This window comes from Rhizobium sp. N324 (assembly GCF_001664485.1).
In the GTDB taxonomy this organism is placed as follows: Bacteria; Pseudomonadota; Alphaproteobacteria; order Rhizobiales; family Rhizobiaceae; genus Rhizobium.
Map to the genome: position 1 here is coordinate 143,586 of NZ_CP013630.1, position 20,966 is coordinate 164,551.

Sequence of the window (20,966 nt, forward strand, 5' to 3'; positions counted from 1 at the left end):
CAGCCTGAAATCTACCGGTGCGGATAGCAGTCATTTTGTATAGAAGGTCATATTGCCGTTGCGTGCCCGCGATACCCATTCGATGTCGTTGGCGGTGAGCTTCTTGGTCTTGAGTTGAGTCGTAAGCCATTTGTTGGCGCGAATTGCATCCCGGATGGCTTTGACGTGCTCTTCGCTTCCCTGTGCAGGGTGTGAGCCGGTCTCGGAAAAATCGGCCATCCTGTAACTGACGATCGTGAACCGTCTGTCGTGATAGGTTCGCACCGCCTCAGGCAGATTCTCGCTCCAGTTCATCCTGCGATATTCGCGTCTGCTTTGCTGGGCCTCGACCGGCACAATTCCGGCGGCGGCAGTCAATACGGCAAGCCCAAGGATCACGGCCATCTTCATCGCTTTAACTCCCGAGAACCAAATGATGTTCGGTTGCTGAGGATAGCGCATGCACCGGAGCCAGGCATTGCGTAGGATCAATGGCGTTCAAACAAGCAGACCGCCGAATACAATAGGATTGCCTGATGCTGGAGACGGGCACCGACTACGCATTGAACCGGATTGCGGCGTCTATTCTTTGGGAGGAAGATTGCGCCCGGCAGCAGATGTCCGAGGCGATATCGGCATCGGAATGCCGTCTCTGGGGAGGGCACCATGACAACGTCGCCAAATGGCAAGAGTCTGGGACTTGCCGCCTGCACCGCCATCGTGGTCGGAAACATGGTGGGCTCGGGCTTTTATCTTTCGCCGGCCGCGGTCGCGCCCTATGGCAATCTGGCGATTATCACCTGGATCGTCATGGGCGCCGGTGCGATCTGCCTTGGCCTCACCTTCGCGCGCCTGGCGCGCCTCGTTCCCGCCGTTGGCGGCCCCTATGCCTATACGCGGCTCGCCTACGGTGATTTTGCCGGTTTCCTGATCGCCTGGGGTTACTGGATTTCAATCTGGACATCGCTGCCGGTCATCGCCATTGCCTTTGCCGGGGTGATGGTCGATCTCTTCCCCGCCCTCGGCAACCGCTTCGCCGCGACCGTGCTGACGCTCGGCGTGATCTGGGCGATCGTGCTGGTCAATCTGCGCGGCGTGCATGCGGCGGGTGTCTTCGCTCAGGTCACCACCTATGCCAAGCTGCTTCCCTTCGGCGCCGTCGCCATTATCGGTCTTCTCTTCATCGATACCTCGCATTTCTCCGAATTCAATCCGAGCGGACAATCGCTGCTGCAGTCGGTCGCAACGCTGGCGCCGTTGACGATGTTCGCCTATCTGGGGCTGGAATCGGCGACCGTGCCCGCAGGCGATGTCGAAAACGCCGAGCGGACCATCCCCCGCTCGACCGTGCTGGGGATCTCGATCGCCGCCGCCCTTTACGTCCTCGGCACCATCGTCGTGATGGGCCTCCTGCCGCGCGATCAACTCGTTCACTCGGTTGCGCCATTCTCTCAGGCTGCGGGGATCATGTGGGGACGGCCCGGCGAGCTGGCGATCTCGCTTGCCGTGCTGCTTTCCTCGATCGGCGCTCTCAACGGCTGGACCCTGCTGATGGGGCAGGTTCCGATGGCGGCGGCCCGGGACGGGCTGTTTCCGCCGCTTTTTGCGCGGCTCTCCCCGCGCGGCGTGCCGGCATGGGGCATGATCATCTCGGCCTCGTTCGCAACGCTTTTGGTGCTTGTGCAGGCGATCGGCTCCGAAGGTTTTGCGGCCGTCTATCGGCTGATGGTCGGGCTGAGCACCATGGCCGCCGTCGTCCCGTATGCCTTCTGCTCGCTCGCCCGAAGCCTCGTTGCGGGTGTCACCCATGAGCGAATGCCACGGGTGAGCGGAATCGAGCTCATCGCCTTCGTCTTTTCAATCTTCACCCTTTATGGTTCCGGCGCCGAACCGGTGCTCTATGGCCTCGTGCTATTGATGCTCGGCATCCCCGTCTATGTCTGGCAAAGACGAAATGCGGCCGGCGCGACGGACAAGGAGACGGCAGCAGCGGCCGCCGTAGCGCGCCCGCTGCCCTCTCAGGATAAGTTTGCTTGAAGGGCGAGGCGCTCAGGCGTGCCAGCGCAGACCGGAAAAATTCTCACTGATGATCGTTCCGCGTTCGCCGCGCACCATTGCGGCAATGTCGGCAAGCGATCCGATGGCCGCGGTCTTGCCGCCGGCGCGCGCAAAATGGCAGGCGGCGTCGACCTTGGGGCCCATCGACCCGGCCGGAAAGGAAAACTGCTTGAAATCATCGGGACGGGCCTGATGGATTGCCTTCTGGGACGGCTTGCCCCAGTCGGTGCAGACGGCCTCGGCGTCCGTCGCCATGATCAGCAGATCGGCGTAAAGCTCGCGCGCCAGAAGCTCCGAGCAGAGGTCCTTGTCGATCACGGCTTCGACACCGATCAGCTTCCGGTCGCTGCCCTTTTCATACATCGTCGGAATGCCGCCGCCGCCGGCGCAGATGACGATGGTGCGCTGTTCCAGGAGCCAGCGGACCGGACGGATCTCGAAGATGCGTTTGGGCGCCGGCGAGGCGACGACGCGCCGCCATTTTTCGCCGTCCTGCTTGAAGACCCAGCCTTTTTCCGTGCGGATCCGCTCCGCCTCGGCCTGCTCATAGACCGGGCCGACGAATTTTGTGGGGTTCTGGAAGCCCGGATCGGCGGCATCGACTTCGACCATGGTCAGAAGCGTGGCCAAAGGCTGCTCGAACGGCAGGAGATTGCCGAGCTCCTGTTCCAGCATGTAGCCGATCATGCCCTCGGTCTCGGCGCCGAGAACGTCGAGCGGATAGGCTTCCTCGGGCTTGTAGGCCGCCCCTTGCAGCGCAAGCAGGCCGACTTGCGGCCCGTTTCCGTGCGTGACGACGATCTCATGTTCGGCTGCCAAGGGCGCGATCGCCTGAGCTGCGACGCGCGCATTCCGTCTCTGGGTATCGGCCGTCATCGCTTCTCCGCGCCGGAGAAGCGCATTGCCGCCAAGCGCAATGACCACACGCATGTCAATCTCCCAGGGTCGCGACGAGCAGGGCCTTGATCGTATGCAGGCGGTTTTCCGCCTGTTCGAAGGCGACATTGGCCTCGGACTCGAAGACCTCGTTGGTCACTTCAAGGCCGTTGTCCATGCCGTAATCTTCGGCGATCTGCTTGCCCAGCGTCGTTTCGGTGTCGTGAAAAGCCGGCAGGCAATGCATGAATTTGGCCTGCGGGTTGCCGGTCGCCTTCATCAGCTCCTGGTTGACCTGATAGGGCGTGAGCAGCTTGATGCGCTCGCGCCAGACCTCCTTCGGCTCGCCCATCGAGACCCAGACGTCGGTGTGAATGAAATCGACGTCCTTGACCGCCTCCCTGGGATCTTCGGTGACCAGCAGGCGCGCGCCCGAGGCCTGCTGCAAATCCTTGGCGATCTTCATATAGTCTTCCGAAGGCCACAGCGATCTCGGGCCGCAGATGCGCACATCCATGCCGAGCAGGCAGCCGACGATCAGCAGCGAATGTCCCATATTCGAGCGGGTGTCGCCGACATAGGCATATTTGATCTGGGCGATCGGCTTGTCGCTATGTTCGCGCATCGTCATGACGTCGGCGATCATCTGCGTCGGATGATATTCGTCCGTCAGTCCGTTATAGACGGGAACACCGGCGTATTTTGCCAGCGTCTCGACGCCTTTCTGCGCGGAGCCGCGATATTCGATGGCATCATACATGCGCCCCAGCACCCGTGCCGTGTCCTTGAAGGATTCCTTGTGGCCGATCTGCGAGCCGGAGGGATCGAGATAGGTCACGTTGGCGCCCTGGTCCGAGCAGGCGACTTCGAAGGCGCATCGCGTCCGCGTCGAGGTCTTCTCGAAGATCAGGCAGATCTCCTTGCCTTTCAGGTGCTCCTGCTCGGTGCGGGCATATTTGGCCCGCTTCAGGTCGCGGGCGAGATCGAGGAGGTAGCGGAATTCCCGCGGGGTATAATCCTGCACGGTCAGTAGCGAGCGATTGCGCAGATTGAAGCTCATGGTCTTGCTCCGTCGGTCTGGTTCGTGGGTGTGAAACGTCAGTAAGCCGGGTCGCGCCAGATGGGGCATGTCATGCAATGCCCGCCGCCACGGCCGCGGCCGAGTTCCGAGCCGCGAATGGTGACGACCTCGATCCCCGCCTTGCGCAGAAGCGTATTCGTGTAGGTGTTGCGGTCGTAGGCGACGACGACGCCGGGCTCGAGCGCAACGACATTGTTGCCGTCGTCCCATTGTTCGCGCTCGGCCTGGTAGGAATTGCCGCCGGTCTCGACAGTGCGCAATCGCGGCAGGTCGAGCGCCTCGGCGACGACATCGAGCATCGGCCGATTTTCAGGCCGGATCTCGAATGTGCCGTCGTCATCGCTAGGGTACATGCTGTAGCAGCGGACCTGGTCGACGACCTCGGCAAATAGGGTCACGACATCGCGATCGCAAAAGCTGAAAACGGTGTCAAGGTGCATGGCCGCCCGGCTCTTCGGCATCAGGCAGCCGATCACCCTCTTTGCCGCCTTGCTCCTGAACAGGGCCTGCGCCACCTGGCCGACGGCCTGGTAGGTCGTGCGCTCGCCCATGCCGATCAGCACGTTGCCGTTGCCGATCGGCATGACGTCGCCGCCCTCCATCGAGGCATTGGCGAACGGCTGGTCCGAATCGCCCCACCAGATCTGGAAATCGCCGTCGAGGAAGATCGGATGAAACTTGTAGATGACGCGCTGGATCAGCGTCTCGGCGCGCCTTGCCGGCCAGAACATCGGGTTGCAGGTCACGCCGCCGTAGATCCAGCAGGAGGGATCACGCTGAAACAAGGTGTTCGGAATCGGCGGGATGACGAAATCCGTCTCGGGCAGGGCGCTGAGCATCAGCGACTTCGCCTTGACCTCAGGCAGGTCGGAGATTGCGATGCCGCCGATCATGAAGGCGGCGAGCTGCGCAGGCGGCATTTCATCAAGCCATGGCCGCATCGCCTCGGCGATCTGCGAGCCGAGCACATTCGGGGTAATGCGCCGGTCCAACAGGAAATCACGCGCCTGCTTGTTGGCAAGCGTCTGACCGAGCAGATCGTGGAGTTCGAGAACTTCGACACCCCGTTCCTGCATCTTCAGCACAAAATCGAAATGGTCCTTCTGGGCCTCGTGGACCCATAGGACATCGTCAAAAAGCAGATCATGGCAATTCGCGGGCGTCAGGCGCTGATGCGCCAGAGACGGCCTGCAGACCATGACGGTTCTTAATTTCCCGATCTCCGAGTGAACCCCGAAACCACGCATGTGGTCCTCCTTCCAGCCTTTCGGATGACGGCCGCACCGCCCATTCTTCGAAGACCAGATTATTTCGGCCCGTTCGGTCGTGTCATTGATCGCAGACAATCCGCGCTGCGGTATATTGCGATCCTTCCACCGGGGCCGGTCCTCAGCGGTGCTGCCGTCGCGTTCATTGAAGACCGGAAACGTTGCGGCGACGGATTTGCCATGGGCGCCAATGAGTAGGGTGAATGTCGAGCGTTTCGCCGCTCTTGGCATTGACCCAGCCGTTGGAGAGCCGCCGGCAGGGGAAAACCAGGGCATGGACGCCTTCATCGTCGATGACGGCGAGTTCTATATCCTGTTCGAACGGAGCTTCGACGGGCAACCGCCACATTTCCGAACCCTCCCGGAGGATTCACCAGCGTCAGCCGGACACGAGCTTCCGGCAACTCGCCGGCATGTTTGGGGATCGCGCATTGAACCGATTTCATGCGCACTGGTATGCTGGCGACCCTCCCGGACGTCTCACGAGCGTCACCATGGCCGCAGGTGTCGCGATTGCGATGGCGAGGACAAATTCTTGATCTTTCAACGTTCTCGAGAGGAGCCCCTCGTCTTGCTTCTCACAATAGTGGAACAACGCGTCGGGGGCATTGAGCCGGATCAATGGCGATGTGCCCGACGCCGGGGGGAAGAGGCGCCGAAGCGTGCCACGAAACAACAATAGAGGCTACGCGATACTACACGGATTAGCCGTCCGGGGATGGTATCTTCAGGTCATTGCCGGAGGAAAATGACGGTCCATGGGGCCAAATACGTCTCAAGGGGCGGAGGAGACCATCATGACTATCAAGATGGAGGCGCTGCATGCCGTCGCCGAAGCCGGTCCGAGCGTGGCAGCGGTGGCAGGACACGTCTCCCCGGTGACGTCGCAGATGCCGCATCGCGAGCCTGCGCGCGCCTTTCGCGAAGGAAACGGCGGACCACGGATGGACTGGATTCGGCAACTCCACGAACACATGCCGGACGCGGTGTTTTTTATCAGCGACCGCCATAGAATTTCAGCCTGCAACAAGGCCGCGGTCGCCTTGTTCGGCTATGAGGAGCGCGAATTGATTGGCCGAAAGATCGGTTTCGTCTGGCGCCCGACACCGAATGTCCGATTGAACGGACGCTGGGCGGGCCAGGGGGCGGTGCGGGCCGGCCTGGCGGTGACCAAGCGCGGGGCGCAATTTCCGACCGCCCTGACCATTATCAGGAAGCATGACGAAAACGGTGTCTTCACCGCGGCGGTTTTCGAGGACTTTCGAACCGAGCGCGAGACATTGCGGCAAGTTCAGGAACTGCAGCAGGAGATGGCCCGCCTTGCAAGAGTGACGGAACTGGGCGAAATGGCATCCACCCTTGCCCACGAACTTTCCCAGCCGCTGTCGTCGATCGCCGCCTATTCCGAAGGGTGCGGGCGTCTTGTCACGGGCAATCGCCTCCGGCGCGGCGAAGAGCTTCGCCAAGCGCTGCTGCAAATTACCCAGCACGCGCTCTGGGCGGGAAGCATCGTCCAGAACGTCAGAGAATTCGCAGAGCGCGGTGCTCCCGAGAAGAAACCGGAGGCGATGCACGAGCTGATCCACAGGGCGGCAATGCTCGCCCTCATCGGGTCGCGGCGAAAGGACCTGCACACGGACTTTCAGCTCGAAGCAGTGCAGGACATCGTTCTCGCAAACCGCGTTCAGATCGTGCAGGTACTGACCAACCTCGTTCGCAACGCCCTGGAGGCGACAGAGTGTGTCGAGCAGCCCTCGATTGCGATCCGGACAATAGTCAACAATTCTTCGCAACTGGTTGTCGACGTGTCCGACAATGGCTGCGGGATTGCCGCCGAGATCGAGGATTCGTTGTTTCACCCCTTCGTGACCGGCAAGCCTCATGGCCTCGGCATCGGCTTGGCCTTGTCCAAGCGCATTGTCGAGGCGCATGGAGGCCGCATAGGCGCGCGTAGGAAAGCAGAGGGCGGTTCAGTCTTTTCGTTCTCGCTTCCGCTGGTGGAGATTGAAGCCAATGGCGAACGACCTGACGATTCATCTCGTCGATGACGAGGAGGCCTTGAGACGTTCATTGACGTTCCTGCTGGTGTCGGCAGGCTTTGCCGTGCGGGCCCATAGCTGCGCAAAAGCATTTCTGGATCTGCTGCCCCTTTCGGGCAGAAGCTGCCTTGTGACGGATCTGCGCATGCCTGATGTCGACGGCATCGAATTGCTACACCGCCTGCGACGGTCCAGCGTGGACGTTCCGGCGATCGTCATTACCGGCCAGGGCGATGTCGCTGCAGCCGTTCAGGCGATGAAGGCGGGGGCATCGGATTTCCTGGAAAAACCGCTCAGGGAAGAGACCCTGATCGCAGCGATCAATCTGGCAATCGGGCAAAGGCGGCCCGGCCGTTCGATTGCCGATTCCGAAAGCGTCGCGGCACGGCTTCGCCAGCTCACCGATCGCGAACATCAGGTTCTGACCGGAGTACTCGATGGCCTGCAGAACAAGATGATCGCCTATTATCTGGGCATCAGCTCGCGCACGGTGGAGGTCCATCGCGCCAACGTGATGGCCAAGATGGGGGCTCGCAACCTTGCCGAACTCATGCGTATGGCCGTCACTATCGATGCGGTTGTGCAATCGAGCGAAGCCGGGCGGATCTCATCCATCGACCCCTGGCCAGCCTGCGCCCGATAATTCGAAGAGGCCATGCTTGCAACTTCAGGCTCGTGAGATATGATGCTTTAGAAGATGCTTACATAATTGCGTGATCTTGTCGTAGGGGCGATCGTGAGAAACGCAACACAGATCAATATAGTCAGCAGTCTTGGACCGACCGCTGAGGAAATCTGCTGGCAAGTCGAGCGAATTCTTGCAAGTGAGGAATTTCACGCGCCGCAGCGCGGGCGAAATTTTTTGCAATTTGTCGTCAGCGAGACGCTCGCCGGTCGATCGGGATTCCTGAAGGCGTTTACCATTGCAAATGTGGTTTTCGGTCGGGAAGCATCGTTCGACCCGCAGAATGATCCGGTCGTCCGGATCGAGGCCGGCCGGATCCGGAAGGCGCTGGAGCGTTATTATCTCGTCGCGGGTCAGGCGGACGAGGTGATTATCACGGTGCCGAAAGGCGGCTACGTCCCGCATTTCGAATATCTCAGGGACGCGTCGGCGCCGCCACAGCCTGAGAAGGACCGGGAAAATGCGCAGGGCGTAGCGCCCCCGGATCAGACACATTCGCCGCGCGAGACGCACGGCGTGGCGCTGGCGAACGGTCGTGGCCGCCGGACCGGCCTCCTGGCCGTGCTTGTTCTTCCTCTCCTCGCCTTTGCTTCTGCACTTTTTGTTGCGCGCGGCACCCCGATCAGGCCGCCGCCGTCAGAGGCCCTGCCGCCGACGGTCGCCGTCGAGGTTTTTGCCGAGAGCGGCTTTCCCGATTCCAGTTCGGATATCGCCCGCGGCCTGAGGGACGATATTATCGGCCAGCTTGCCCAGATCGATGATCTGGTCGTGGTCGCCGATCCGTCGGCAGGTGATCATGCCGCGGCTGCCGGTTACGCGCTTCAGGGCAATATTCAGGCGGACGGAAGCAGGTTGCGTTCCGTTGTCAGGTTGGTGCGCCAGACGGACGGGGCCGTCATCTGGGCCAATAATTTCGACGCCGATCTTCGCGCTCAGAACAAGCTCGAGATTCAAACAAATGTCGCCCGGCAAATTGCCGGCGCGATAGCGCGCCCGCATGGCGCCATCTTTCAAGCGGAAACGGCCATGATCGCGCAGTCAGCGCGGAAGGCAGACCAGGATGGCTATGCCTGCGCTCCGATCTATAGCAGCTATATCGAGACGATGACCGCGAAAAACCACGGCGCCGTGCGCGAGTGCCTGCAACAGGCAATCCGCCAGCGTCCGGATAACGCGACATCCTGGGCGCTCTTGTCCTTGGTCTATCTTGATGAGGTGAGATTTCGCTACACGCTCGGCACCCCCTCTTCAGCCGAGGCGCTTTCATTGGCAGCCGCTGCCGCCCAGCGGGCGGCATCGCTGGCGCCGGACAATCCCCGCGTGCTCCGCGCCGTCATGCTGGTGAACTTTTTCCAGGGCGATATCGACAAGGCCATTGCGGCCGGGACCGCAGCCTATGCCGCAAATCCAAACGATGTGGAAGTCGCCGGCGAGTATGGCCTGCGATTGGCGATGTCCGGAAAATGGCAATCGGGTTGCGAGTTGATATCGATGGCGCTTGACAAAAATGCCGGCCCCAGAGGCTATTACGAAGCCGGTATGGCAATGTGTGCGTTGATGAGGGGCAATATCGAAGCGGCGGAAGAATGGTCGCGAATATCCGGTCTCGACGGCAATCCGATGCGCCATCTTGCTTTGCTCTCCATTCTCGGAGCCGCAGGCAAGATGGACGAGGCGAAGCTGGAGCGGGATTGGCTTCAGACGCATGCGCCTGAATTGATGACGAATATCCGCCAGGAAATTTCCCTGCGCCTGCAACTCCCGGAAGATCAGGAAAAGTTCTTCGACGGCCTGCGGGCTGCGGGCGTGGCCGTCGACCTGCCATCGGGAGGATAGCGGCACGCACGATCCCGGTTGGACGGTCCGCCGGCGATGGCCGGTGATCGATTGCAAGGATTATGGAAGAGGGCCTGCGCCGTTTAGTTTGCGGCTGGTTGAAATTTCCGTGGCGATTTGGGCGGCAATGTCGTCCTCGACATCGAGGATGGTCTGATCCCGCAAATCGCGATCATATTGATTTGCCCAGACGACGGTGCCGTCGGCACTGTTGATCAGGCGGACATGCAGATGCAGGATCGTGCCCTCGACAACGGTGCTTCCCTGAAGATTGAACAACGAGCCGATCGTCTCCACGCCGAATCGGCCGGGAGCAAGCACGACAAGTCTGTCCACTTTCATGAGCTTGGCGATCAGCTGATCGGCCAGTCCTTTGGCCAAATCCGCTCCTTGCGCCGTGCCGCCGAGGGCCACGAAGGGTTCGACGACGATTCTGGTCTTGCTTGTCGATGTCGAGACGGCGGGCGCCGGCGGCATTTCCGGCGGCGAGAGGTAGGATTCGAGCGGACGGATGAGGGCGAGCACCGCCACTGCGCCGAAAAGGGCCGGAATGCCGATCGGCAGGAGAAGATCGCGATAGCGCAACGGTCGCTCATGCCCAGGCTGGCCACGCTCATGCCCAGCCGGACGCAGATCATGTCCGGGCCGGCGCTGCTCGTTCTCGCGATTTGGCGAGGCAGCGGCCTCGACGGTCGAACTGTCTTCAACACTTGAAAAATGCGGAGCATAGCCCCCTTTGGGAATGGTGATTTCGACCGGATCGCTGTTTCCGCATACGAGATAATATCGCTCGAGGGCGCGACGGATACGTCCCGCTTCGATACGCACAACCGGATCGTTCTGCGCATCGAAGGAGGCATCGCGTCCGAAGACCGCCTGCGCAATCGTAGAGGCCTTGAGTTGTTCGCCGTTCCCGTCAAGCGTCTCTTCGACAATATATTGCAGGAACCGACGCCCGCGTTCAGGTGCAAGAAATTCCGGGCTTGCGAGGATACGATCAAGCTGCGCGCGAACGGTTTCGGGTTCTTGACGTGCCTGGCTGGCCCCTCCCTCTTCCGGTACCATCTAGACCTCCCGCGATACTGCCGTATCGCCCTCAGGGGATGACAGCTTTATACACCTGTCGGTGGTCGCCGGCTTCCGTAGCAATACGTAAGGGGTATCTCGAATATCGGGGCACACAACGATTGCTTATGCTGAGCGCGGATGGGGGACGACGCACATGTTTCAGGATCAGGCGATCGGAAAATACACAACGGTTCCCGGCCACCACCACCGAACGGCTTCCGCTGCGGCCAAGGATCAGTCGATCAAACTCCGCGCCGACGAAGCGATCTACAGCGAAGGCGAATACGCCCTTGCGATCTACCAGGTCGAGGCCGGCGCCGTCCGGATTTACCGCCTGACGTCGAACGGCCAGCGGCACATCCTATCCTTCTGCGGCAAGGGCGAATGGTTCGGGCTCGAAAACGGCAAGGTGCGAACCGATTTTGCAGAGGCGATCTGTGAAACGCGCGTCAGATCGTTTCGCACCAGCCAGGACGCGGTCGTTCCGATCGATCTGTTGCACATTGCCCTGACGAACCTCGCAAAGGCGCAATGCAAACAGCTCATCATCAGCGAGCAAAGTGCTTTGAAGCGGCTTGCGGCCTTCGTTCAGGAGATGGCCGACCGCCACCCCGAGGATGCGGAATTCGATATGATGATGTCGCGCAGCGATATCGCTGATTATCTTGGACTGACGGTCGAAACGGTCGCTCGCTCTTTCACGAAGCTCCGGGAAAAACGCATCATTCGTCTTGCCGGCAAATCGCAGCGGATTGTCCGGCTTCTCGACCACGATGCGCTCATCGCCTTGACGATTTGATACATGCCAGCAGAGGGCCACCAGGGGGCCATCAGAGGGATTTGAAACATGACATATGCGTCCCGCCGAAAATCGATCGGATCGATCAAGCGAGTTTTTGCCGGCCTGGTCGGCGCCGGGGCTTTGGCGGCGGTTCTTCAACCGCTTGACGCCATCGCCCAGGACGATCCATTTTCTCAGTTTCCGCTGGTGATCCATTGCAAATACAACGAAACCTACCACGCCTTTTACATATCGCGCGTCTCGCAAGACGGTGTCGCGACCTATGTGGCATCCGATCGGATCGCCGGCACGATCACGCTCGATGGCCAGGCAAAGGCGATCGGCGGCGCAGGCGGCGGCAGCTGTGTCGGCAAAACGCTGGTAGAGCTTCGTGCGTCGCACCAGGCTTATGATCTGAAGCCGTAGCGCCTTTGATCCGCCTCTGCCGGCAATGTCACTTTGCCGGTGTCGCTGCGTTGACCTGCTGCGTGCGGATCGCCTGCGCGGCCGCCGCCGCGCCGCCGCCCTTGTCGTCTCCGCCGACCTGCACCGTCGGCTGCGCGAATGCGATGCCGTTGGCCAGGAAGACCTCGCGAATCTTGGCATAGGCCTTGCGGCGGATATAGGTCTGCATGCCGGGAACCGTGGTCATGGCGAAGCTCAGGACGATGCCGTAGTCGCCGAACTGCTCGACGCCCTTCATCTTCAGCGGTTCGATGAAGTGCTGGCCGAGTTCCGGATCTTCCGTCAGCTCGGCCCCGACCTTCTTGGTCAGCTTGCGCGCCTTGTCTATATCGGTGTCGAAGCCGACGGTGATCGTGAATTTGTCGATCACCCAGTCCCGGCTCATATTCTCGACGGCGCCCAATTCGCTGAACGGCACTGTGAACACCGGGCCGCGATGATGGCGCAGACGCACCGAGCGCAGGCTGAAACTCTCCACCGTCCCCTTATAGTCCTTGGCCTGGATGTATTCGCCCACCCGGAAGGCATCGTCGAGCATGTAGAACACCCCGTTGATGACGTCCTTGACGAGGGTCTGCGAGCCGAAACCGATCGCCACGCCGAATATGCCCGCTCCCGCAATCAGCGGGCCGATCTGCACGCCGAGTTGCGCCAGCACGATCAACCCCGCCATGACCGCGACGGCGACGGCGAGCGCATTGCGAAAGATCGGCAGAAGTGTGCGAAACCGTGCGCGACGGGCGGCGTCAGCCGGCGCCAGCGATGTCGTGCTTGTGGATATACGCAAGGTTCGGTCGATCCAGCCGCGCGCCACCTGCCAGAGAAGGTCGGCAACCACGAGGATCAGCACGCTCTTCAGGCCGCCGTAGAACAAGGCGGCGATCATCGGGTCGCGCTGACCCAAAGTATCGGGATTGAGACGCCAGACGAGCGCCAGCCATCCCACCGCAAGCGCGATAACCGCGGCGCGTGCGCCCCGGGCGATGAGGATCCCGCGCAGGCTGCCGGGATCGCTGGTGAAGGATAGCGCGACCCGGCCGACGGCGTTCAGGATGCCGGGCAGTACCAGCGCGTAGATGCCGATCCAGAACAGGCCCCTCATATTGAGGCACCAGACGAGCCACAGCACGGCCAGGAAGGCCGCTATCGCCGCTTTCCTGGCGCGGCTTCCCTCCCAGGCCGACCACACCGCCTCGATGGCAAGCAGCAGCCCGAGCACCGAAAAGCAATAGCTGATGGCCTTGCCGACCTCGGGGGAAACGCCTAGCGGCTTGCTGAGAGCCGCCGTGGCAACCGCAAAACAAATGACGCCGAACAGGATCATCAGCCTCCGCCGCAGGGATGAACCCATCGCCGCCACGGACAGGAGTGCTGCCGCCAATCGAAACAGGATGAAGGCCGAGAGATAGGCAAGCAGCGTCACGCGCGCGAGCGGCGGCCATTCCACCGCGAAGAAGATGATGCCCATCGCGCCCGCGAAAATGCCGATCGGGATAAGTTGGCCGAGCAATGCCTCGCGGCGCGCGGCAAATCTGCGATAGACCGCCTCGGCAGCGAGACCGAAGGCGACCAAGCTGCCGAATATCACGAAAACAGGCGCATAGCCTCTGCTGGCGGCTTCGCGCCTGGCTCGTGTCGCCGCTGCCGTCACCTCAGCCGGGATTGCCGGGATTGCCGCCAGGATCGCATGCACGCGCGCCCGCGCGCCCGCCTCCCAGTTGGCCAAGGTCGAATCGCCGGCTGGTGCGGCGGGTGTCGAGGCGCCGCTCTCCTGCTTGCGGCTATCGAGCCAGGCTTTGACCTCGGGATCCTGCAGCAGGCGCACGAGTTCGTCGATCTTCTGCTGCGGGGCCGCCGGCGGTACCTGCGCCAAGGCGCTCAGCGCGAAGAAAAAAGCGGCGGTGAAGGAAAGAAGCCATTTCAAACGGGAACTCCTCACTGCGTCAGCGTCTGTTTCTTCAAATCGCCGTCGAGCGTCTCTTCGGCGGGTCGTGGCGGTCTCTGGCGCGTAACCGGCTGCTCGATGATCGCAACCGGCACCGCCACCGCGGTAGCGGCAACAGTGCCGATGTTCGTCACCGTTCCGCCGACGACCGCCGTAATGCCCTGGCCCAGCGTAACCCTGGAATCGGTCAGGGTCTGGCCGGTCATCAGGCGCTGGCCGATGAGCTGGACGATCTCGGGACTTTCGGCGAATTTGCCGTGATTGAGCCTGTCGTTGGTCTTCACCTTCGTCAGGTCGATGGCGGTGATGCCGGCTCTTTCCAGCTTCGAGCGATAGGGCTCTTCCGTCGGATTGATCGCGCCGAGACGCGAGACGCGCCCGGTGATGAAGCTGGAGACGGCAAGAGCCTTGTCGTCCTGGGAGACGAAGATCGTGAATTTCGGACGCGGCTCGCCCATCTCTACAAATTGCTTGGCGAAGACCTGGATGTCGATGTCGGGCGAGGCCAGGATGACATTGTGGATCTTCGAATTGACGTGGCCGTCGCGTATTCCCATCTGCCGCAGCGATTCCATGGCAAGCCACGTCCCCATAGAGTGCGCCATGATGGTGATGTCCTTGACATTGGGGTCGGCCGCCAGCGTGCGCAGCGCCTGCTCCAGCGCGGTGCGCGAATAGTTCGTACTTTCCTTGTCATATTGGTAGGCCGTGATCTCTGCTCTCGACGGCCAGGTGAACAGGACAGGCGTTGCCTGCATCCTGCTGTCGTGCACGATCTGCGCCAGCCGGAAGACCGAATCCTCATAGGTGTTGTTGAAGCCGTGAATGAAGACGAGCGCATGCCCGCCGTTCACATGCTGCCGGAACCAGACGCGGCCCTGCGCCACCGTGTTGATCTGCTGAACATTGGTCACGGCAAAGTCGGTGGCCGGATCGGGCGGAAGCCGCTTCGGCCACTGCACGGTGCCGGCTTCGCGCTTTGCCGGGATCGAAATCGAGATCTGCGTCAGATGCGGCTTGGAACTGCGCTCGCCGTTGAAGAGTGTCGCCGGGTTGCCGGAAGGCTCGCGTGTGGTCGCAACCAGCATGTCGACCCTTGATGTCGGTGGCGTTGCCGACGAACTGGAAACCGGCGTCATCACGCCGCCCGGATGCCCGCAACTTGCCAGCAGAAGAAAAAGAGCCACGCCACGTCTTGCCATTCACACATCCAGCAGTCGCTCAAGGAGGCTTTCCGAGCCCTGGATACTAGCAGGCGGGGTATGGCGGCGCCTGTAGCATCACGTAATATCTGTGGCTTTCAAGGCGATCGGGATCGTCGGCCAGCACGTTCCCAGCCGTTCCGATCCCCTTTGCCAATTCCTCAACGAAGAGGATGTATCTTTGCTGCCGGAATCGCAGCGATTCGGCTTCAGGATCCGCAACCCATGACCAGAGCAAGACGCCGCCGTCTCATCCGCACCCGACGCACCGCAACCGGGCTTGCCCTCGTCGGCGCCATCTCATTTCTGGCCGGCATGACCGACGCGACCGGTCTGCTGCTGACCGGCGATTTCGTCTCCTTCATGACCGGAAATACGACGCGGGCAGCACTCGCCGTGAGCCAAGGCAATCTCTATCACGCGGCGGTGTTGATCTCCGCCATCGGCGTTTTCGTGCTCGGCAATGCGGCGGGTATCGTCATTGCCCATGTCTCCGAGCGTCGCATTTTCGTGGTGCTCGGCTGCGTCGGTCTCGTCCTGGCGCTCGCCTCGGTGACGACGGTGCAGGGCCTGCTGCTCGCCCGCTTCTACATGATCGTTTTTGCCATGGGCATGGTGAATGCCGCCGTCGAACACATCGAAGGCCTGCCGATCGGGCTGACTTATGTCACAGGCGCGCTGTCGCGCCTCGGCCGCGGCATCGGCCGCTGGATCATCGGCGACCGCCATATCGAATGGACGATCCAAATCGTGCCCTGGGGCGGCATGGTGCTCGGCGCGATCGCCGGCGCCGTGCTGACGCACCTTATCGGCGCGCATGCGCTGTGGATGGTCTCCCTTTTCGCCATGGCGCTTGCGCTTGCCGCCATGTTCATCCCCCGGCCGCTTCAGCGGCGCTTCAACCAGAAGTCCGCGCCGCACCACTCGGCCGTTGCACGCGGCAAATAGAGCATGTCGCGCAAAAGTGTGCGCGGTTTTCCCAGGCAAAGCGCGAAGCGCTTTTGCCGCAACGGCATGCGCAAAAACAAAGGGCTAAAGCGCTGGGAGCGAATCTGAAAGATCGCGACGCGCTTTAGAAGCGTCGCATTCCTGTTACCCTCGAATCGGATAGGAAGCATCGTCGTCCGTCTCAAGGAGTAGGTCTTGTTCCTGATTTCGAAGCTTGTCTGGATTTTCGCGCAGCCGCTGTCGCTGGCATTCTTCCTCGTCTTTCTGGCCCTCATTGCCGGTCTTCTGCGTTGGCGTATCTTGAGTATCCTCGGCGCCGCGGCTTCAGCCCTCATCCTCTTCGTCACGCTCTACACCACGGCCGGCAACCTGATGATGCAGGGGCTTGAGCAGCGCTTCGCCAAGCCCGCCGCCGATCCGGAGAGCCTGCAATGCATGATCGTGCTCGGCGGTGCCTTCGAAAACGAGGTGAACACGGTCCGCCACGGCATCGAATTCAACGGCGGCGCCGACCGCTTCGTCGAGGCCCTGCGCCTTGCGCAGAAATTTCCCGACTCGCGCATCCTGGTGTCGGGCGGCGACGGCTCCATCTCCGGCGTCTATGAAGGCGATGCGGCGGCATCCGAGCGCTTCTTCCCGCTCTTCGGCGTCGGCAGGGATCGGCTGATCGAGGAGACGCAGTCGCGCACCACCTTCGAAAACGCCGTCAATACCAAGGAATTCCTGGCGAGCCAGGGGCTTTCCAATTGCCTGCTGATCACCTCGGGGTTCCATATGCCGCGCTCCGTCGGCATCTTCCGCAAGCTCGGTATCGAGATCGTGCCCTGGCCGACCGATTATCACACCGACGGTCAGGTCAGGCCGGGCCTGGATTTCACCCAGCCGAACCTCAATGCCCAGAACATGGCGACGGCGATCCGCGAATGGTACGGGCTGGTCGGCTATTATCTCGCCGGCCGGACGTCGGAGCTCTATCCGGGCTGAGATCTATTTCTTCGAGATGGTGACGAATTTCGTGCCGCGCACGCGCGCCGTCACGATGCAGGGGTCACCCTCGGTGCGGTCGCAGAAACGCGGATGCATCTTCATCGCCAGCACCATGTTGCCGAAGCGCTGGACGAAGTCGTAGCCGTAGATCTGCGCCGTCGCGATCATGAAATAGCCGCCTTCGGCGACCTGCAGGTAGAAATTATAGGTGCAGCCGTCGTCATTGCATTGCGGCCCCTTCTGCCCGTCGCAGGTGAGCTCGCCTTCGTTGACCACGGCGTCGATCAGCCCGTCATTGTTGATGTCCTGCCGGATGACAAAGCCGTCGGCAAATTCGGCCGCCTTGCACTGCTCCTGGAAATGTTTCTTCTCGTAGATCTCCGGATCGGAGATCAGCGATTGCTGGCCGAAGGCCGCAGCCGGCATGATGACCAGCAGGAGAATGTTCAGAACGGCGAGCACCAGCGTTTTCACGGCTTTCCTCTTTTGGATAAAGCGCTATCGGCTGGCTTTATGGCCGCGCCGCCTTGCGCCGCCCTTGCCGCCGTGGTTCTTTCCGGAAACTGTTTGCCGGTCCCGGGGTCTGCATGTCCTTGCTCGTCTATCTCGATTATGCCGGCATCGCGCTGTTTGCCGCCACAGGCGCGCTCGCCGCCTCGCGCAAGCAGCTGGATCTGATCGGCTTTCTGTTCTTCGCCATGGTCACGGGAACGGGCGGCGGCACCGTGCGCGATATCGTCCTTGGCCGGGTGCCGGTGTTCTGGGTGCTGAACCCTGCCTATATCCTCGTCTGCTGCATCATGGGCGTCATCGTCTTCTTCACCGCCCACCTGTTGGAATCGCGGTATCGCCTGCTGATCTGGCTGGATGCGATCGGCCTTGCTGCCTATTGCGTGCTCGGCGCCGCCAAGGGGCTTGCCGCCACCGGCTCGCCGACAATCGCGATCGTCACCGGCACCCTGACGGCGACGTTCGGCGGCATTCTGCGCGATTTGATGGCAAACGAGCCTTCGGTGCTGCTCAGGCCGGAAATCTATGTGACTGCCGCCCTTATCGGCGCCGGCGTGTTCACGCTCGCCAATGCGCTGGGAATGCCGCTTTATCTGGCGTCTGCCTGCGGCGTCGCGGCGGCCTTTGCGGTGCGCGGCGGCGCCCTGTGGTTCGGCTGGACCTTTCCGACCTACAGGCATAAGCCCGGCCGGCACCCCGACGATGTCATGTGAAACAGCGTGTCGTCAGCCCTGCTTCGCCCGCAGCCGGATCACCACGTCGACATGAGCGATCTCCATGCCCTCGGGCGGCTCCGGCAGATTGGCGATCGTCAGGTTGCTGACCGGAATGTCGAGCACCTCGTTGTCGCCTTCGACGAAGAAGTGATGGTGGTCGGAAATATTGGTGTCGAAATAGGTCTTGGCGCTCTCGACGGCGAGTACGCGGATAAGACCGGCTTCGGTGAACTGGTGCAGCGTGTTGTAGACGGTTGCCAGCGACACCGGCACACCGGCGGCAACCGCCTCCTCATGCAGTTCCTCGACGGTCAAATGCCGGTCGCCCTTGGCAAACAGGAGGTTGCCGAGCGCGACACGCTGGCGGGTGGGACGCAGGCCTGCACCGCGCAGCCTGACCTCTATGGCGATCGGGAGTGCACCCGTCATCAAAACCAACTCCGGTTATTCCTGCATAAAGCAATCATGTTTCTTCAAGCGGTATAACTTTTGCACAGGAGCCTTTCAATAGTTCAATGGGGACAAGAGCCTGATAAACGCGGCGAAAACCGGCTTTTAGCGCAAATAGGTCTGGTCGCAGCCCTGGCCTTCCTGTATGCGACCACCAAATAATAGCGCAAGCTTGGTCCGGGACCGTGAATGAAGCTGCCTTGCTCATGCTTCATTTTCTGCAGAACTTGGACTACACGTTGACATCCACGGGCTCACGCGGGGGAAAAAGAAACTTTATGACGACCAGACAGTCCAGCTACTCGTACGACGAACTCATCGCCTGCGCACATGGCGAGCTGTTCGGCCCCGGCAATGCGCAGCTTCCCCTGCCGCCCATGCTGATGGTTCATCGCATCACCGATATTTCAGAAACGGGCGGGACCTTCGACAAGGGTTACCTCAGGGCCGAATACGACGTGCGCCCCGACGATTGGTATTTTCCCTGCCATTTCGAAGGCAACCCGATCATGCCGGGCTGCCTCGGCCTTGACGGCATGTGGCAGCTGACCGGCTTCTTCCTGGGCTGGCTCGGCGAGGAAGGCCGCGGCATGGCGCTGTCGACAGGCGAAGTGAAGTTCAAGGGCATGGTCCGCCCGCATACGAAGCTGATCGAATATGGCATCGACTTCAAGCGTGTCATGCGCGGCCGTCTGGTCCTCGGCACGGCCGACGGCTGGCTGAAGGCGGACGGCGAGACCATATACCAGGCGGCCGACCTTCGTGTCGGTCTCTCGAAAGACAAGACGGCCTGAACCGCATCTGAAGCGGCTCACGAAACAAAAAAGGTTTGATCAGATGAGACGGGTAGTTGTCACGGGTCTGGGTATCGTGTCCTCGATCGGAAACGACGCCGCCGAAGTCACCGAATCCTTGCGGCAGGCAAAGTCGGGTATCTCCTTCTCCAGCGATTTCGCAGAACATGGCTTCAAATGCCAGGTTTGGGGCAGCCCCAAGCTCGGCGCCGCGGAGCTGGCCGAACTGGTCGATCGCCGTGCCATGCGCTTCCTGTCGCAGGGCGGCGCCTGGAACCATGTCGCCATGAAGCAGGCACTTGCCGATTCCGGCCTGGACGAGAAGGATTACGCTCAGAACGAGCGCACCGGTATCATCATGGGCTCCGGCGGCCCGTCCACCCGCACCCTGATCGAGGCGGCCGACATCACCGTCAAGAACAACAGCCCGAAGCGCATCGGCCCCTTTGCCGTGCCGAAGGCGATGTCTTCGACGGCATCGGCGACGCTCGCCACCTGGTTCAAGATCCACGGCGTCAACTATTCGATCTCCTCGGCCTGCTCGACATCGGCGCATTGCATCGGCAACGCCGCCGAGATGATCCAGTGGGGCAAGCAGGACGTGATGTTTGCCGGCGGCCACGAAGATCTCGACTGGACGATGTCCAATCTTTTCGACGCCATGGGCGCCATGTCCTCCAAGTACAACGATACGCCCGACAGCGCCTCGCGCGCCTATGACGTCAATCGCGACGGCTTCGTCATCGCCGGCGGCGCCGGCGTACTGGTGCTCGAGGAGCTGGAGCGCGCCAAGGCCCGCGGCGCCAAGATCTACGCCGAAATCGTCGGCTACGGCGCAACGTCGGATGGTTACGACATGGTCGCCCCCTCGGGCGAGGGCGCCATCCGCTGCATGCGCCAGGCGCTTGCATCAGTCAAAGGCGACGTCGATTACGTCAACACCCACGGCACCTCGACGCCGGTCGGCGACAGCAAGGAAATCGGCGCTATCCGCGAGGTATTCGGCGCCAAGATCCCGCATATCCAGTCGACCAAGTCGCTGACCGGCCATTCGCTGGGCGCGGCCGGCGTGCAGGAATCGATCTATTCCCTGCTGATGATGCAGCAAGGCTTCATCGGCGAAAGCGCCCATATCACCGAGCTCGATCCCGAATTCGAAGGCGTGCCGATCGTGCGCAAGCGTATCGACAATGCGAAGATCGATATCGCCCTCTCCAACTCCTTCGGCTTCGGCGGGACGAACGCCACGCTCGTCTTCCAGCGCTATAACGGATAATA

21 protein-coding genes are annotated in these 20,966 nt (G+C 61.5%); 11 read left to right on the forward strand and 10 right to left on the reverse strand.

Features of this window, described 5'->3' with window-relative positions; genetic code table 11:
• Nucleotides 1-30: 30 nt before the first annotated feature.
• Nucleotides 31-390 (reverse strand): hypothetical protein, encoded by a 360-nt coding sequence (locus AMK05_RS00640; RefSeq protein WP_171899731.1) that lies wholly within the window; start codon nt 388-390, stop codon nt 31-33.
• Between the two features lie 255 nt (nt 391-645).
• Here AMK05_RS00640 and AMK05_RS00645 point away from each other — a divergent pair, with 255 nt between their 5' ends.
• Nucleotides 646-2,016, forward strand: a complete 1,371-nt coding sequence (locus AMK05_RS00645; protein ID WP_064835621.1) for an amino acid permease — start codon at nt 646-648, stop codon at nt 2,014-2,016.
• A gap of 12 nt (nt 2,017-2,028) precedes the next feature.
• On the opposite strand, the gene arcC is transcribed toward AMK05_RS00645, so the two are convergent.
• The 4 genes from arcC to AMK05_RS00665 form a co-directional block, all read right to left on the reverse strand.
• The gene (gene arcC, locus AMK05_RS00650) at nt 2,029-2,967 is read right to left on the reverse strand and encodes a carbamate kinase (protein WP_064835623.1); all 939 of its coding nucleotides are present in this window, start codon (nt 2,965-2,967) and stop codon (nt 2,029-2,031) included.
• A 1-nt stretch (nt 2,968) separates the two neighbouring features.
• Nucleotides 2,969-3,973 (reverse strand): ornithine carbamoyltransferase, encoded by a 1,005-nt coding sequence (locus AMK05_RS00655; protein ID WP_064835624.1) that lies wholly within the window; start codon nt 3,971-3,973, stop codon nt 2,969-2,971.
• 38 nt (nt 3,974-4,011) lie between these two features.
• Nucleotides 4,012-5,241 carry an arginine deiminase gene (gene arcA, locus AMK05_RS00660; protein WP_064835626.1) on the reverse strand — a complete coding sequence of 410 codons (1,230 nt, stop codon included), beginning with the start codon at nt 5,239-5,241 and terminating at the stop codon, nt 4,012-4,014.
• 163 nt (nt 5,242-5,404) lie between these two features.
• Nucleotides 5,405-5,611 carry a hypothetical protein gene (locus AMK05_RS00665; RefSeq protein ID WP_064835628.1) on the reverse strand — a complete coding sequence of 69 codons (207 nt, stop codon included), beginning with the start codon at nt 5,609-5,611 and terminating at the stop codon, nt 5,405-5,407.
• Between the two features lie 448 nt (nt 5,612-6,059).
• On the opposite strand from AMK05_RS00665, the gene AMK05_RS00670 reads away from it, so the two are divergent.
• From AMK05_RS00670 to AMK05_RS00680, 3 genes are all read left to right on the forward strand, one after another.
• The gene (locus AMK05_RS00670; RefSeq protein ID WP_064835630.1) at nt 6,060-7,310 is read left to right on the forward strand and encodes a sensor histidine kinase; all 1,251 of its coding nucleotides are present in this window, start codon (nt 6,060-6,062) and stop codon (nt 7,308-7,310) included.
• The gene (fixJ, locus tag AMK05_RS00675; protein ID WP_064835632.1) at nt 7,276-7,944 is read left to right on the forward strand and encodes a response regulator FixJ; all 669 of its coding nucleotides are present in this window, start codon (nt 7,276-7,278) and stop codon (nt 7,942-7,944) included. Before AMK05_RS00670 ends, fixJ begins: the two co-directional genes overlap by 35 nt.
• Nucleotides 7,945-8,010: 66 nt before the next feature.
• The gene (locus AMK05_RS00680) at nt 8,011-9,822 is read left to right on the forward strand and encodes a hypothetical protein (protein WP_064835634.1); all 1,812 of its coding nucleotides are present in this window, start codon (nt 8,011-8,013) and stop codon (nt 9,820-9,822) included.
• Between the two features lie 60 nt (nt 9,823-9,882).
• On the opposite strand, the gene AMK05_RS00685 is transcribed toward AMK05_RS00680, so the two are convergent.
• Nucleotides 9,883-10,887 (reverse strand): hypothetical protein, encoded by a 1,005-nt coding sequence (locus AMK05_RS00685; RefSeq protein ID WP_064835635.1) that lies wholly within the window; start codon nt 10,885-10,887, stop codon nt 9,883-9,885.
• Nucleotides 10,888-11,044: 157 nt separating this feature from the next.
• Between AMK05_RS00685 and AMK05_RS00690 the strand changes: the two genes are divergently transcribed.
• Nucleotides 11,045-11,689, forward strand: coding sequence for a helix-turn-helix domain-containing protein (locus tag AMK05_RS00690; RefSeq protein WP_064835638.1), 645 nt, complete (start codon nt 11,045-11,047; stop codon nt 11,687-11,689).
• A gap of 48 nt (nt 11,690-11,737) precedes the next feature.
• Nucleotides 11,738-12,097 carry a hypothetical protein gene (locus AMK05_RS00695; protein WP_064835640.1) on the forward strand — a complete coding sequence of 120 codons (360 nt, stop codon included), beginning with the start codon at nt 11,738-11,740 and terminating at the stop codon, nt 12,095-12,097.
• 28 nt (nt 12,098-12,125) lie between these two features.
• On the opposite strand, the gene AMK05_RS00700 is transcribed toward AMK05_RS00695, so the two are convergent.
• A complete protein-coding gene (locus tag AMK05_RS00700; protein ID WP_064835642.1) occupies nt 12,126-14,060 on the reverse strand; it encodes a mechanosensitive ion channel family protein in 1,935 nt (644 codons plus the stop codon).
• A gap of 11 nt (nt 14,061-14,071) precedes the next feature.
• Entirely contained in the window at nt 14,072-15,283 is a 1,212-nt protein-coding gene (locus AMK05_RS00705; protein ID WP_064835644.1) for an alpha/beta hydrolase, read from the reverse strand.
• A gap of 225 nt (nt 15,284-15,508) precedes the next feature.
• Here AMK05_RS00705 and AMK05_RS00710 point away from each other — a divergent pair, with 225 nt between their 5' ends.
• Complete coding sequence (locus tag AMK05_RS00710; protein ID WP_064835646.1) at nt 15,509-16,231, forward strand: YoaK family protein; 723 nt, start codon at nt 15,509-15,511, stop codon at nt 16,229-16,231.
• A 195-nt stretch (nt 16,232-16,426) separates the two neighbouring features.
• On the forward strand, nt 16,427-17,215 hold the full coding sequence (locus AMK05_RS00715) for a YdcF family protein (RefSeq protein WP_064835648.1): 789 nt from the start codon (nt 16,427-16,429) through the stop codon (nt 17,213-17,215).
• A 3-nt stretch (nt 17,216-17,218) separates the two neighbouring features.
• On the opposite strand, the gene AMK05_RS00720 is transcribed toward AMK05_RS00715, so the two are convergent.
• On the reverse strand, nt 17,219-17,692 hold the full coding sequence (locus AMK05_RS00720) for a hypothetical protein (RefSeq protein WP_064835650.1): 474 nt from the start codon (nt 17,690-17,692) through the stop codon (nt 17,219-17,221).
• Between the two features lie 113 nt (nt 17,693-17,805).
• On the opposite strand from AMK05_RS00720, the gene AMK05_RS00725 reads away from it, so the two are divergent.
• On the forward strand, nt 17,806-18,441 hold the full coding sequence (locus AMK05_RS00725; RefSeq protein ID WP_064835652.1) for a trimeric intracellular cation channel family protein: 636 nt from the start codon (nt 17,806-17,808) through the stop codon (nt 18,439-18,441).
• A 12-nt stretch (nt 18,442-18,453) separates the two neighbouring features.
• Here AMK05_RS00725 and irrA read toward each other — a convergent pair whose 3' ends face one another.
• On the reverse strand, nt 18,454-18,873 hold the full coding sequence (gene irrA / locus AMK05_RS00730) for an iron response transcriptional regulator IrrA (RefSeq protein WP_064835654.1): 420 nt from the start codon (nt 18,871-18,873) through the stop codon (nt 18,454-18,456).
• 299 nt (nt 18,874-19,172) lie between these two features.
• On the opposite strand from irrA, the gene fabA reads away from it, so the two are divergent.
• On the forward strand, nt 19,173-19,688 hold the full coding sequence (gene fabA / locus AMK05_RS00735) for a 3-hydroxyacyl-[acyl-carrier-protein] dehydratase FabA (RefSeq protein ID WP_064835656.1): 516 nt from the start codon (nt 19,173-19,175) through the stop codon (nt 19,686-19,688).
• A gap of 43 nt (nt 19,689-19,731) precedes the next feature.
• Nucleotides 19,732-20,964: a beta-ketoacyl-ACP synthase I gene (fabB, locus tag AMK05_RS00740; RefSeq protein WP_064835658.1), complete on the forward strand. Its 1,233-nt coding sequence runs from the start codon at nt 19,732-19,734 to the stop codon at nt 20,962-20,964.
• The last annotated feature ends 2 nt before the right edge of the window (nt 20,965-20,966 follow it).